This is a genomic window from Streptomyces antioxidans, assembly GCF_000968685.2.
GTDB lineage: Bacteria > Actinomycetota > Actinomycetes > Streptomycetales > Streptomycetaceae > Streptomyces > Streptomyces antioxidans.
This window is the reverse complement of the sequence record NZ_LAKD02000035.1, coordinates 1-13,738: the sequence shown is the minus strand read 5'-3', so window position 1 is coordinate 13,738 and position 13,738 is coordinate 1. Positions and strand designations below refer to the sequence as shown.

Below are 13,738 nucleotides of genomic sequence, written 5' to 3'. Positions count from 1 at the left end.
GCGGGGCGCGGCCTTCGGGCCGCGCCCCGCCGCCGTTGTCCCCGCCGCCGTGCGGCGCGATGGCGAACCGGGGGCGGACTCTCCGGTATGTGATGAGGGCCACCGTACGGCCGTAGGATGGCGCGGTGCTGGTCAAGTGGATTCGCTGCACCGTGGTGGACCGCCCGGGTTTCGAGCGGGGGCAGCGGAAGTGGGCGGGGTTGCCCGGCGAACCGGGATTCCGGGGGCAGGGCGGTGGCTGGAGCCGGGGGCGGCCGGATGTGGCGCACGTCTTCTCGTTCTGGGAGAGCCGGGCGTTCTACGACTCCTTCATGGCGCGCTCACACGACCGGCTGGCGGCCTCGCAGTCGGGCACGTACCGGGACATGCAGGTCCGGCTGTTCGAGCACCGCTTCGATGTGAAGGTCGGCTTCGAGCCACGGTTCTCCGACGCGGACGTGGTGCGCGTCGCGCACTGCCGGGTGCGCCCCGACCGGGTGGAGCACTTCACGCTGGTGCAGGAGAAGGTGTGGAATCCGGCCATGGCCGGATCGCCCGGGATGCTGCGGGGGGTGTTCGGGGAGGCACCGGGGAACGAATTCCTGGTGCTGTCGATGTGGGACTCGGCGGCCGAACACGGGAAGTACCGCGTGGAGCGGGTCGAACGGCTCGGCCTGCGTGCGCAGACGGAAGCGGATGTGGCGGCGATCACCGGCGATGTCGTACGGGTCGAGTCCGCCTGGACGGTGTGACGCAGCGCCCTCGCAGGTCACGGGGCCGTCCTGATCAGCGGCGGGCGGGTAGGTAGGCCCCGGCACGGACCGCGGCGGCGACGGCGGCCGCCGTCTGATCGGCGAGCGGGGCGTCGATGGGCTCGCGGGTGATGAGCACCCGGAAGAACAAGGGCGCGGAGACGGCGCGCACGACCGCCGCGGCGTCGCTGCCGGACGGGGCCTCACCTCGGTCGACGGCCCGCCGCACGACGGATTCGCAGCGCGCGAAGCGTTCGGTGTAGAAGTCGCGCAGCGCCTGTGCCGCGCGCTCGGACTGGAACGCGGCCGCGATGAAGGCGGTGGGCGCGGCGGCGGCCGAAGCGCTGCCGAAGGTCTCGGTCACCTCGCGGGCGAGGGCGCGCAGGTCACCCTCCAGGTTCCCGGTGTCGGGCGGCGTCCAGGCGTCCTCTCCCGCCAGGTCCAGCGCGTCCGCCACGAGCCCCTCGACGCCGCCCCAGCGCCGGTAGACGGTCGTCTTGTGGACGCCGGAGCGCTCGGCGACGTACTCCACCGTCAGCCCCGGATAGCCGTGCTCCGCGAGGCCGGTGAGCACGGCGTCGCGCACCGCCGAGCGGGTGCGCGCGGTGCGTCCGCCGGGGCGGACGGTGCCCGGCGTCGGGGCGGCGCTCTCTGTGGACAAGTGCAACTCCAGTTGTGTTAGTGGTTTCGCTGTGTCATGCTTGAGGGTAACGCAACTTCAGTTGTGTTTGGAGCGGGTGGACCGGATGTCCGCTCGCGTGCTCGGAGGTGCGCCCTTGCCCACTCAGATCTCGCTGCGAGGCGTCATGCTGTCCCGGGGCGACCGGCTGCTGTTCGACGACGTCTCCTTCGCGGTGCGGCCCGGGGAGCGGATCGGCGTCGTGGGGGAGAACGGGGCCGGTAAATCCACCCTGCTGCGGCTGCTGGCCGGGCGCGAGTCACCGGACGACGGCGCGGTGGTGACGGTGGCCGACGGCGGCGTCGGCCACCTCGGCCAGACGCCCGAGCTGCCCCCGGACCACACGGTGCGGGACGCGGTGGACATCGCCCTCGCCGAGGTGCGGGCCATGGAGCGCGGACTGCGCGAGCTGGAGGCGGACCTCGGCGGCGGCGCTCCTGACGTGCTCGCCGCATATGGCGATCTGCTCACCGCGTTCGAGAGCCGCGGCGGGTATGAGGCGGATGCCCGGGTGGAGAAGGCCCTGCACGGCCTGGGGCTCGGCGGCATCGGGTACGAGCGGCGGCTCGGCAGTCTGTCGGGCGGTGAGCAGGCCCGGCTCGGACTCGCCTGCCTGGTCGCGGCCGCTCCCGAGGTGATGCTGCTGGACGAGCCGACGAACCACCTCGACGGTGCCGCGCTCGGCTGGCTGGAGGAGGCGCTCCGGGCGCATCCGGGCACCGTCCTGGCGGTCTCCCACGACCGGGTCTTCCTGGAGCGGGTGGCGACCGCGATCGTCGAGGTGGACGCCGACCGGCGCACCCTGGTGCGGTACGGCGGGGGGTACGGCGGATTCGTCGCCGAGCAGACCGCCGCGCGCCGCCGCTGGGAGCAGGCCTACGAGGAGTGGTGCGCGGAGACGGCCGCGCTCGCCGAGGCCGCCACCACCGTCGCCCGGCGGGTCGCCCCGGGGCGCGGCATGAAGGACGGCAACAAGGTGGCCTACGACCGGGACCGGGGACGTGTGCAGTCCTCGGTGTCCAGCCGGGTGCGGAACGCGCGGGAGAGGCTGCGCAGACTCCAGGAGGACCCGGTGCCGCCCCCACCGGAGCCGCTGCGGTTCTCGGCGCTCCCCGCCGCGGGCACGGCGGACGGTCCGCTCATCGAGCTTCACGATGTTTGTGTGGGGGAGCGGCTGGCGGTCGACCGGCTCACGGTGGCGGCCGGGGAGAGGCTCCTCGTCCACGGTGCCAATGGCGCGGGCAAATCCACGCTGCTGCGGGTCATGGCCGGGGTGGAGAAACCGGAGGCGGGCCGGATGGCCCGCCGGGGCAGGATCGGCTACCTCGCCCAGGAGATACCGGTTGCCCGGCCCCGGGAGCGGCTGCTTTCGGCCTTCGGCCGGGGGCTGCCGGGGACACCGGAGGAGCAGACCGACCTGCTGCTGTCATACGGGCTGTTCCGCCCTGATGCCCTCCACGTCCCGGTGGGGGCGCTCTCCGCGGGCCAGCGCCGTCGGCTGGCGCTCGCCCGGCTGCTGGCCCGCCCCGCCGATCTGCTGCTGCTCGACGAGCCGACCAACCATCTCGCCCTCGGGCTGGTGGAGGAGCTGGAGGAGGCGCTGGCCCAGTGGGCCGGGGCGCTGGTGGTGGTCTCGCACGACCGGCTGCTGCGCAGCCGCTTCACCGGGCGGCGCCGCGAGATACGGGGCGGCCGGCTCATGGCCGAGGAGGGGAGTGAGACGCCGGCCGCGGCCTCGATCTAGGGTGGCGCCATGGCACAACCCCGGCGCATCGTCCTCCTACGGCACGGAGAATCGGAGGGGAACGCCGATGACTCGGTGTACGAAAGGGTGCCCGACCATGCTCTGGGGCTGACCGAGACGGGGCGACGGCAGGCGGAGGAGGCGGGCGAGCGACTGCGCGCCACCTTCGGCGACGAGTGCGTGTCGGTCTATGTGTCGCCGTACCGCCGCACCCACCAGAGCCTGAAGCTGCTCGGTCTCGACTCCTCCCGCACCCGGGTCAGGGAGGAGCCGCGGCTGAGGGAGCAGGACTGGGGGAACTGGCAGGACCGCGAGGACGTGCGGAAACAGATGGCGTACCGCGACGCCTACGGGCACTTCTTCTACCGGTTCGCACAGGGCGAGTCGGGCGCCGATGTCTATGACCGGGTGGACGCCTTCCTGGACAGCCTCTGGCGCAGCTTCGAGCACCCGGACCATCCGCCGAACGTCCTGCTGGTGACCCATGGGCTGACCATGCGGCTGTTCTGTATGCGGTGGCTGCACTGGAGCGTCGCCGAATTCGAGTCGCTGTCGAACCCCGGCAACGGTGAGACGCGGACCCTGCTGCTCGGCTCCGACGGGCGTTACCACCTCGACCGGCCCTTCGAGCGCTGGTGCACCCCCAAGCCCTACGGCCACACCGGTTAGAGTGCGCAGCGATGACCGCTGACCGTTTCCACCGGGCTCTGCGGAGCCTGCGCGGGCTGGCCGTGGGCGACGCCCTCGGCTCCCAGTTCTTCGTCCCCGCCAACTATCCCTACCTCAAGCGTCGCCAGCTGCCGCCCACGCCCTGGCAGTGGACCGACGACACCGAGATGGCCTGTTCGATCCTGGCCGTCCTGGCGGCCCACGGCCGGATCGACCAGGACGAACTCGCCCGGTCCTTCGCCGACCGCCATGACTTCGACCGGGGCTACGGCCCCGCCGTGAACCGGATGCTCCGCCTGATCAGGGAGGGCGGCGACTGGCGCGACCTGGCCGCCGGGCTGTTCCAGGGGCAGGGTTCGTGGGGCAACGGTGCCGCCATGCGGATCGCCCCCCTCGGCGCCTGGTACGCGGGAGATGTGGAGCAGGCCACACATCAGGCGGAGATCTCGGCGTACACCACCCATCAGCACCGCGAGGCGGTGGCGGGAGCCATGGCGGTGGCCGCGGCCGCGGCGCTGGTGGCCGATCCGGCGGGCTACGGAGGGCCTGGGGAACTGCTGGACCGGGTGGTCGAGGTGGTGCCGCGCAGCGCCGTCCAGGCGGGGCTGCGTCGCGCCCGCGACATGCTCGACTACGCGGACGCCGGGACCGTCGCCGCGGTGCTCGGCTGTGGCCGCCGCACCAGCGCCCATGACACCGTGCCGTTCGCCCTGTGGGCGGCCGCCCGCCATCTGGGCTCCTTCGAGGAGGCGTTCTGGGGGACGGCCTCGGCCGGCGGAGATGTGGACACCACCTGCGCGATCGTCGGGGGAGTGGTCGCGTCCGGGGCCGCCGGTGCGCCGCCCGCCGGTTGGCTGGACCACACCGAGGCGCTGCCGGCGTGGGTCCCGGCGGGCGCCGGCTGACCCCTCCCATGAGTGTGACGCGTGGTGTGGTCCGGTTTGTGCCCATCCACCGAACCCGCCGCGTGCCGAGTCGTGTTGGGCGGAAGCGGCCACCGGGCCGACCAGGGCGGCGACCGCCGGAGGCGGCCGGTGATTCCTGCCGGGGATCCGGGTTCCGAACGCAGGTAAGAGCGGCGTAAGGTTGTCCTTGCCATGGCCTATGAACCACCGACCCACAGTGTCGAGCGCTCGCTCCGAGCCACGACGGGAGCCAAGATCGTCGTCGGTATCGACGAGGTCGGGCGCGGGGCATGGGCCGGTCCGGTGACGGTCTGCGCGGCGGTCACCGGTCTGCGCCGTCCGCCGACCGGGCTCACCGACTCCAAGCTACTGAGCCCCAAGAAGCGCACGTCCCTGGCCCTGCAGTTGGACTCGTGGGTCACCGCACACGCCCTGGGCCACTCCTCTCCCGAGGAGATCGACGACCTGGGGATGACGGCCGCCCTCCGGCTGGCCGCCACGCGTGCGCTGGACGCGCTGCCGGTCCGGCCGGACGCGGTCATCCTGGACGGGAAGTATGACTACCTCGGCGGTCCTTGGACGGTTCGTACGGTCATCAATGGTGATCAGTCCTGTGTGTCCGTCGCCGCAGCCTCGGTGATCGCCAAGGTCCGCCGGGATGCGATGATGGCCGAACTGGGAGCCGCGCACACGGACTTCTGCTTCGGGGACAACGCCGGATATCCGTCCCCCACGCACCGCGCCGCCCTGCGGGAACTGGGGCCCACACCCCACCACCGGCTGTCCTGGGCCTATATGGACGGGCTGCCCCGCTGGCGGCACCTGAAGCGGTTCCGCAGCACATCCGAACCGGTCGAGCTGGAGGACGAAGGCCAACTCGGCTTCGACTTCTGAGCAGACCAAGCGGTCGAAACCGCCACCCGCCGATGCGACTCGCACCGACGTTTGATAGACATCAGCCCATGCCTCTCATCCCCGAGGAGCCTCAGATTCACGAGAGTGTCCCGGGTCCCCGCGCGACACCGGCCGCAGGCCGTACCGCGCCGACCCCTCGCCCTGTCCCTGGTCCCGGCCCCCGGCCCGCACCGCGGCGGCCCGGAAGCCCCGGTCCCAACCGTGGCCCCGCCGGAACCTCGTCGGCTCAGTCGCAGCGCACCACGAGCGATGCGACGAAGCCCGTGCCGACCGCCCCGGCGGCCTCGGCTGCCAAGGCCGCACCCACCGCCACCAAGGCCGCGCCCCAGATCCAGCTGATCCCCGCCACGGTGGACGGCGCCCTGGACGCGGCGGATGAGGCGGTCGACCTGCTCCTGGATTCCGGCCGCGCCCCCGGTGACATCCTGGTGCTGACCACCGGAGAGCAGCATCCGTGGGCGGCACATGAGTTGTCCTTCGGTGAGGCGTCCTACTGGGCGCAGCACGACGCCGGAGACGATGTCTTCTACGCCGCCGCGGATGCCGACCGCCTCAAGAGCCGCCCGGTCGTGATCGTCGCCGTCAACGGCGGTACGAACGACACGGTGGCCCAGGCGCTGCCCGAAACTATGGGCCGTGCCGGGACGCTGCTGATCGTCTGCGGCGATCCGAAGCGCATCGACACCCTTCTCGGTACGGGCGCCTGAGGCCGCACATCCCCGAACGCCCGGTGTCCGGCAGCCTCTGTCCCCCGTGGCGGAGCTGTCCGGCGTCCGGACGGCCGGTGACCGCGCGGACCGCGGCCGGTCAGACGGCGGCGGAGTGGCTCAGTGCCTTGCGACGCCCTCCGAGGTGGGGCCGCGGCAGCGCCTTGGCGTCGCCGTCCCCCTCGACGGCCACGCCCAACTCGGTCGGCAGCGAAGCGGAGTGTGGCCGACGGCCGCCCCGTCCCTCGCCGAGGACCCGCCATCCGTCGTGAGTCAGGGTTATGTACGCACCACAGCGCAGTCCGTGCAGGGTGCAGGCGTCGCGTAGCCCCCACATCCAGGCGCCGTCCTCCTCCGTCCACCGGCTCTCGCCCTCGCGGCAGTAGAGCAGCACGGCGGTGCGGATCGGTGTGCGGCGCCGCAGATCGTGCGGGATCACCCGGCGCAACTGCGCCAGCAGTGCGTTCCGGAAGTCCCAGCCATCGATGGCGCCGCGGCGGACGAACGACGCGCTCGCCGCGAGCCGTTCCTCCGGATCGAGGACCGCGACGACGGCGGTCGAGGGCGTCGGCAGATGGCGGATGTGCAGCCCGGTGACCACCTCGCGCGGATTGCGCAGCAACGGGATTCCCGCTGCCGCCCACTCGGCGGGCTGAAGCATCCGGCCGGATCGGGAAGCGGAATCGGCGGCCGGTGGCGGAGCGAAGCCGAAGGTCACGGTCCTCCCTTCGTCTGCGCCCACAGTCCGTGCGAAGGGTCGGGCACGGGCGCGGGCCACGACACAGCCCCGTCGGTACCACGGCCGGACCGGGGGCGGGGGAGCTACTGACAATTCTCGCGGCAGCGCCCGCGTGCGGCAATGCACAGTCGGCACCACTGACTGTTTTACCTGGATGTGCGTTCTACATTCCTGGCCGGTTTGCGCCCCGCGGCGGCCGCCGCTCTCCCTACCCTTGCACGGCCAGGACCAGCGGAAACACCCCGGTCGCCCCGGCCCGGCGGAGCAGCCGGGCGGCGACGGCCAAGGTCCAGCCGGTGTCCGCCAAGTCGTCCACCAGCAGCACCGGTCCACCGGCCTCGGCAAGGGCCGCCGCCAGCGGGGGCGGTACGGTCAGCGCGCCGTGCAGTGCCCGCAGCCGCTGGGCGCTATTGGTGCGCGGCACCCGGGTGTCGAACTCGCCGTCGTGGTACGCGACGCTCCCGAGCAGGGGCAACCGGCCAACGGTGGCGATCCGTTCGCCAAGCGACCGGATCAGCCGCGGGCGGGTGCGCGAGTCGATCGTGACCACGCCCACCGGGCGGTCCGGGGCGTCCGGCGCCCCCGCGGCCCAGCCACCGGGGCCCTTCGCCCAGTCGGCGAGCACCGTCACCACCGCACCGGCCACATCGTCGGGCGCCGGGGCGTCCGGGCTCTGTGGGGCCAGCAGTGGCCGCAGCCGGTTTCCCCAGCCGATGTCGGACAGACGGCCCAGGGCCCGGCCCAAAGCGGCCTGCTCACCCGCCGGAATGCGGCCCTTGAGATCGACGCCCACCGCGGGCAGCCCAGTCGGCCACATGCGGCGCGGCTCCACCTCGACACCGGGCCGCCCCAGCTCACCGCGCGCCGCGTCCAGCGCGGCTGCGGACACCTCGGTGGTGAACCGCGCCCCCGCGCAGTTGTCACAGCGGCCACAGGGCGCCGCCTTCTCGTCGTCCAGCTGCCGCCGCAGGAACTCCATCCGGCAGTCGGCCGTCGTGGCGTACTCCCGCATGGCCTGCTGCTCGGTCTCCCGCTGGCGCGCCACCCACGCATACCGCTCCGCGTCGTATGCCCAGGGCTGCCCGGTGGCCGTCCAGCCGCCGCGCACCCGCCGCACCGCGCCGTCCACATCAAGCACCTTGAGCATGATCTCCAGACGCGATCGCCGCAGCTCCACCTGGGGCTCGAGCGCGGGCAGCGACACCGGCCGGTCCGATGCCGCGAGCACGTCGAGCGTGCGGCGCACCTGCTCCTCGGGCGGGAAGGCGAGCGAGGCGAAATACCGCCAGATCGCCTCGTCCTCGCGGCCGGGCAGAAGCAGCACCTCGGCATGCTCCACACCGCGCCCGGCGCGCCCGACCTGCTGGTAGTAGGCGATGGGGGAGGACGGCGAGCCGAGATGCACCACGAAGCCGAGGTCCGGCTTGTCGAATCCCATGCCCAGCGCGGAGGTGGCGACCAGCGCCTTGACCCGGTTGGCCAGCAGGTCCTCCTCGGCCTGCTGGCGATCCGCGTTCTCCGTCTTGCCGGTGTAGGACGCGACGGTGTGGCCGCGCTGCCGCAGGAACGCGGACACCTCCTCGGCCGCGGCCACGGTGAGGGTGTAGATGATCCCGGAGCCCGGCAGCTCATCGAGGTGGTCGGCGAGCCAGGCGAGCCGATGCGCGGCGTCCGGCAGCGGCAGCACACCCAGCCGCAGGCTCTCCCGGTCCAGTGGGCCGCGCAGCACCAGCGCCTGCCCGGCGCCTTCGCCCGTGCCCAGCTGTTCGGCCACATCGGCGGTGACCCGCGCGTTCGCGGTCGCGGTGGTGGCGAGCACGGGCACGCCCTGGGGAAGATCGGCGAGCATGGTGCGCAGCCTGCGGTAGTCGGGCCGGAAATCATGGCCCCAGTCGGAAATGCAGTGTGCCTCGTCGACGACCAGCAGGCCGGTGGCGGCGGCCAGCTGGGGGAGCACTTGATCGCGGAAGTCGGGGTTGTTGAGCCGCTCCGGGCTCACCAGCAGCACATCCACCTCACCCGCGGCCACCTCCGCCTGGATCGTGTCCCACTCCTCGGTGTTCGCGGAATTGATCGTGCGGGCCTGGATACCGGCGCGCGCGGCGGCCTCGACCTGGTTGCGCATCAGCGCGAGCAGCGGGGAGACGATCACGGTCGGACCGCCGCCGCGCTCGCGCAGCAGCGCGGTGGCGACGAAATACACCGCCGATTTGCCCCAGCCGGTGCGCTGCACGACCAGCGCCCGGCGGCGCTCGGCGACCAGCGCCTCGATCGCCCGCCATTGATCTTCCCGGAGCCGGGCGGAGCCGGTGGTGTCCCCGACGAGGCGGGCTAGGACGCGGTCGGCCGAGATGCGCAGGTCTTCGTCGCTCATGCCCCCATGCAACCCGATCCCGCCGACATCGCGCCAACGCCTCCGGCAGCCTGTGGATAACCTTATCCACAGGGGTGGCGGGGTCGGCGGGGCTGAGGGACCGTCGGGCCATGACTCGACACAACGAAGCGGCCGGTCTGCCCGGCGAAGAGCAGGTCACCCTCCGCAGCCCGGCGGAGCTCGCCGATGCCCTGCCCTATGTCCTGGGCTTCCAGCCGGACGACAGCATCGTGATGATCGCGCTGCACGGCGCCCGCGGCCGGTTCGGCGGCAGGCTGAGGCTCGGCATTCCCCGGGTCCCGGAGGAGTGGCCCGAGATCTGCGATCAGCTCGCCGAATGCCTGATCACCGGCAGCGAGCGGCGTGGCGTGCGGCCGGACGGGGTCGTGCTGTTCCTGTGCCAGGAGCCGGCCGAGGGCGAGTCCGCGCAGGAGGCGATGGAGCGGCTGCGGCCCCTCTCCCAGCGGCTGCGCATCGCGTGCGGCGGGTTGGAGGTGCCGGTCTTCGAGGCGCTGTGCATCTCCGGCGGCCGGTTCTGGTCATATGTCTGCCCCGACCGGCGCTGCTGTCCGCCGGAAGGCGTTCCGCTCGCCCTGCCCGGCACCTCGGTCATGGCCGCGGCGGCGACATTCGCGGGGGTCCAGGTGCGCGGCTCGGTGCGCGAGATGGAGGCCAGGCTCGCCCCGCTCGACGGACCCCGGGCCGATGGCCAGGAGCGGGCGCTGGACGTGGCCGGAGCCGAACTCGTGCCGAGGACCCTGGACGGTGCCGACTCCGCGACGGTGCGGGCCCAAACCCTCGGTCTGGTGGGCCGGTTGCTGGACACATTCCAGGCCGCGCCGCCGGTCGCCGACGCCTGTGCGGCCGATCTCCGCGATGACGGTCTGCTCGACGACCAGGAGGCGGCGGCGATGATCATCGGGCTCCAGGACCGGCGGACCCGGGACCGGGTGGCCGGATGGATGGAAGAAGCGGACGCCGACGCGGCGCTGCGGCTGTGGCGCGCGCTGGCCCGCCGCTGCGTCGGCTCCTACGGGGAGCATGCGGCGGCACCGCTCACCCTGGCCGGGTGGGTCGCCTGGTCGGCGGGTGATGAGCTCATGGCACGGGTGGCGCTCGGCCGTGCGCTCCGGGTCGATCCGGACTACCTCTTCGCGAGGTTGTTGCACCAGGCGTGCAATGAGGGGGTCCATCCGAAGCTGTTGCGTCAGTGCCTGCGCCGGGAGGACTCAGACGGCGCTGACTCGGCCGACCGTACCGACCTGGCTGATCGCGCCGATCGCGCCGATCGTGCTGTACACGCCGCGGTGCACGCGGAGCTGGAGCGGCTGGGCGAATTGGCGTCCACCGAGCCGTTGGGGGCGGCCGGAGCCCCGGCCGAAACGGCCAAGGAGAGTGCCGGACCGGTTGAGTCAGCTGTGCCCGCCGAGTCGGCCGAACTCGTGGAGTCGGCCGCCCGCATGGGCGCGGAGGAGCCGGAGGAAGTTGCGGGGGAATCGGGGGAGGCGGAAGGCCAGCCGGAGCGGCAGTCGGCGCGGGAGCGGCAGAGCGGGGCGGCGGGCCCGGGCGGCAGCGCCCCGGCAGGGACGAGTGCCCCGGGTGGCAGGCGCCGCCCGGAAGGACGGCCGCGCACCCGGCGCCGGACCGGCGGCCGGAGCACTCGCAGCCGACGCTGACCCGGACGGGCCGCGGGAGCCCGGTGGAGTCCGGGGGCGGAGGCCAGGGGCGGCCTGCGGCCTGCCCTCGGGGGACCCCGATCCACTGGAGGCTGGACGACTCGGGCCTCATACATGCGGTCCGGGGCAGCCGACGAGCCAAAGCCGGGTGGGTCCGGCCCGGCGGCCAGTGGCGGCCCGTGGGCCCGAAGGCGGGAGAGGTAAGCCGAGAAGCGGGCGTCGCGGCCGGACGCCCCCTCCCGGTACTGCTCGCTGAAGGCGTACGGCGCGCGGACAGGGGACATACGGACAGGGGACATACGGACAGCGAGGGAGATCCGCCGTGGCGCGGCGGACCGGAGCGGCCGGTGGGTTGGGCTGGGGCGGTTTGCCCGGGAGAGGCGGGCCGGGGGATTCGGAAGGAGGTGCGGGAACCGTGCAGGCGAGCGCTTGAGAGAGCGATTTCACGAACATCGGTGATCATGCTCAAGAGCCTGATTATCGTCAGGCAGACGACTATGATCGCGTCATGCCCTACGACCCGTCGGCCTTTCCGGCATTCGCCGTCACCGTTGATCTGGTCGTGCTCACCGTGCGGCGGCATTCGCTGTGTGCGCTGGCCGTACGCCGCGGGGAGCCGCCCTTCAAGGGGCGGTGGGCGCTGCCCGGCGGTTTTGTGCGGTCCGATGAGGACCTGTCCGTCGCCGCTGCCAGGGAGTTGGCGGAGGAGACCGGGCTGCTCGCGCATGATCCCACGCTTCCGGTCCCGCCGAACGCGGCCCACCTCGAGCAGCTCGCCACCTACGGCGATCCGAAGCGTGACCCCCGGATGCGCGTGGTCAGCGTGGCGCATCTCGCGCTGGCGCCCGATCTGCCCGCGCCCCGCGCCGGGGGTGACGCGCACAGCGTGCGCTGGGCGCCGGTCGAGTCGCTGCTCGACCAGGAGGGGGTCTTCGGGCGGGACAGCGATCTGGCCGCCCCGCTCGCCTTCGACCATGCCCGCATCCTCGCGGACGGGGTCGAGCGCGCCCGCTCCAAGATCGAGTACTCCTCGCTGGCCACCGCCTTCTGCCCGCAGGAGTTCACGGTCGGCGAGCTGCGCCGGGTGTACGAGGCGGTGTGGGGCGTGGCCCTTGACCCGCGGAACTTCCACCGCAAGGTCACCGGCACCCCGGGCTTCCTGGTGCCCACCGGCGGTACGACGACCCGTCAGGGGGGCCGCCCCGCCCAGCTGTTCCGGGCCGGTGGGGCAACGCTGCTCAATCCGCCCATGCTTCGTCCCGAGGTGTGAGGAGGCGGGTCATGACACGACGACTCCCCGGGAGTGCTATGTCCTGAAGAAATAGGACATAGCGGGTTACCGTTCTCCGGTACGTCACCAGTCCCCACGTGCCATCGAGCGGTTCCATGCCCCGCGGGAGAAGCCATGATCCAGGCCACCGGACTGACCAGCACCCCCCGCCGCGACCAACCGCCCGTTGTCGATGACCTCACCTTCGAGGCCCCGGCGGGCCGGGTCACCGCACTGCTCGGTGGCCCCGGCGCGGGCAAGACCACCGCGCTGCGGCTTCTGCTGCAGCTCGATCGGGGCCATGGCTCCGCCTTCTTCCGGGGCCGCCCCCTGCACCGCATCCGGCGCCCGGCTCATGAGGTCGGCGTTCTCCTCGAGGACGTCCCCGGTCACCCGGGCCGCACCGTGCGGGGGCATCTGAGGATGCTCGGTGCCGCGGCCGGGGTGGCTGCCGCTCGCGCAGATGTCGTGCTCGATGTGGTCGGCCTCACTGATCTTGCGGACGAGCGTCTCGGTGATCTGTCCACTGGGGCGGAGCGTCGCCTCGGGATCGCCACCGCGCTGCTCGGGGACCCGCACACCCTGGTCCTCGACGAGCCCGCACGGGGCCTGTCGCCCCGGGAGACCGCGTGGTTGCACGGGCTGCTGCGCCAATTCGCCGCCCAGGGCGGCGCCGTCCTCGTCGCCACCGAGGACGCCGAGGGCGCGATCCGCCTCGCGGACCAGGTGCTCACCCTGGAATCGGGGCGGCTGGTGGCGGATCAGCCGGTGGACGAATTCGCACGCACCCGGATGCGCCCCCGCGTCGTCGTCCACTCGCCGCTCGTCGGCCGCCTCGCGGCCGTCCTGGAGGAAGAGGTCGAGGCCGCCCGGCAGTTGGCCGAGGCCCAGGCGGCGGAGGAGGCCCGGGTGGCGGCCGAGCTGGTGGCCAAGGCCGAGGCCGCTCGGGCCGACGCCCCCCAGCCCGACGTGGCCGACGGGGTCGATGTCGTCAAGGCCGAGGGCGCCGGGCCCAAGGCCAGGAAGAGGGCGATCTGGCGCAAGGTCAGGATGACCCAGTTCACCTCCCGGGGCTCCGCCGCGGCCGAGGTGAAGAAGGCCCCCGCGGAAGCCACCGCCCCTGCGGAAGCCACCGCCCCCGCGGAAGCCGCGGCCAACGACAAGGCGCCCAGCGACACGACGCCGAGCGACACAACGGCCAGCGACAAGACGGCCAACGACAAGACGCCTAGTGCCAAGGCACCTAGCGACAAGGCGAGCAAGGCCGACACTGCCAGCCCGGTGGACAAGGCTGACCCCGCCCCGCCCCCCGCCTCCATCCCCGCCCCC

The 13,738-nt window shown here is 72.8% G+C and carries 12 protein-coding genes; 9 read left to right on the top strand and 3 right to left on the bottom strand.

What is annotated here, in order from left to right; genetic code table 11:
- Nucleotides 1-125 precede the first annotated feature (125 nt).
- Nucleotides 126-731 (top strand): YdbC family protein, encoded by a 606-nt coding sequence (locus VT50_RS15150; protein ID WP_079343835.1) that lies wholly within the window; start codon nt 126-128, stop codon nt 729-731.
- 34 nt (nt 732-765) lie between these two features.
- Here VT50_RS15150 and VT50_RS15145 read toward each other — a convergent pair whose 3' ends face one another.
- Nucleotides 766-1,392, bottom strand: coding sequence for a TetR/AcrR family transcriptional regulator (locus VT50_RS15145; RefSeq protein WP_107424807.1), 627 nt, complete (start codon nt 1,390-1,392; stop codon nt 766-768).
- Nucleotides 1,393-1,477: 85 nt separating this feature from the next.
- Here VT50_RS15145 and VT50_RS15140 point away from each other — a divergent pair, with 85 nt between their 5' ends.
- From VT50_RS15140 to VT50_RS15120, 5 genes are all read left to right on the top strand, one after another.
- Nucleotides 1,478-3,154 (top strand): ABC-F family ATP-binding cassette domain-containing protein, encoded by a 1,677-nt coding sequence (locus VT50_RS15140; protein ID WP_167396603.1) that lies wholly within the window; start codon nt 1,478-1,480, stop codon nt 3,152-3,154.
- 9 nt (nt 3,155-3,163) lie between these two features.
- Nucleotides 3,164-3,823, top strand: coding sequence for a histidine phosphatase family protein (locus VT50_RS15135; protein WP_046089693.1), 660 nt, complete (start codon nt 3,164-3,166; stop codon nt 3,821-3,823).
- An 11-nt stretch (nt 3,824-3,834) separates the two neighbouring features.
- Nucleotides 3,835-4,728 (top strand): ADP-ribosylglycohydrolase family protein, encoded by an 894-nt coding sequence (locus VT50_RS15130; protein WP_046089692.1) that lies wholly within the window; start codon nt 3,835-3,837, stop codon nt 4,726-4,728.
- Nucleotides 4,729-4,920: 192 nt separating this feature from the next.
- The gene (locus VT50_RS15125) at nt 4,921-5,622 is read left to right on the top strand and encodes a ribonuclease HII (RefSeq protein WP_046089691.1); all 702 of its coding nucleotides are present in this window, start codon (nt 4,921-4,923) and stop codon (nt 5,620-5,622) included.
- A gap of 68 nt (nt 5,623-5,690) precedes the next feature.
- Nucleotides 5,691-6,350 carry a hypothetical protein gene (locus VT50_RS15120; protein ID WP_075200525.1) on the top strand — a complete coding sequence of 220 codons (660 nt, stop codon included), beginning with the start codon at nt 5,691-5,693 and terminating at the stop codon, nt 6,348-6,350.
- Nucleotides 6,351-6,450: 100 nt separating this feature from the next.
- Here the strand turns inward: VT50_RS15120 and VT50_RS15115 are convergent, their stop codons facing one another.
- Nucleotides 6,451-7,068, bottom strand: coding sequence for a hypothetical protein (locus VT50_RS15115; RefSeq protein ID WP_046089689.1), 618 nt, complete (start codon nt 7,066-7,068; stop codon nt 6,451-6,453).
- Nucleotides 7,069-7,297: 229 nt separating this feature from the next.
- Complete coding sequence (locus tag VT50_RS15110; RefSeq protein WP_046089688.1) at nt 7,298-9,463, bottom strand: RecQ family ATP-dependent DNA helicase; 2,166 nt, start codon at nt 9,461-9,463, stop codon at nt 7,298-7,300.
- 110 nt (nt 9,464-9,573) lie between these two features.
- Between VT50_RS15110 and VT50_RS15105 the strand changes: the two genes are divergently transcribed.
- The 3 genes from VT50_RS15105 to VT50_RS40430 all read left to right on the top strand — a co-directional run.
- The gene (locus VT50_RS15105) at nt 9,574-11,139 is read left to right on the top strand and encodes a DUF4192 domain-containing protein (RefSeq protein WP_075200524.1); all 1,566 of its coding nucleotides are present in this window, start codon (nt 9,574-9,576) and stop codon (nt 11,137-11,139) included.
- A 508-nt stretch (nt 11,140-11,647) separates the two neighbouring features.
- Nucleotides 11,648-12,409 (top strand): NUDIX hydrolase, encoded by a 762-nt coding sequence (locus VT50_RS15100; RefSeq protein ID WP_046089687.1) that lies wholly within the window; start codon nt 11,648-11,650, stop codon nt 12,407-12,409.
- A gap of 135 nt (nt 12,410-12,544) precedes the next feature.
- Nucleotides 12,545-13,738, top strand: a 1,194-nt coding sequence (locus VT50_RS40430; protein ID WP_240529179.1) for an ATP-binding cassette domain-containing protein, incomplete at its 3' end; no start/stop codon positions are given.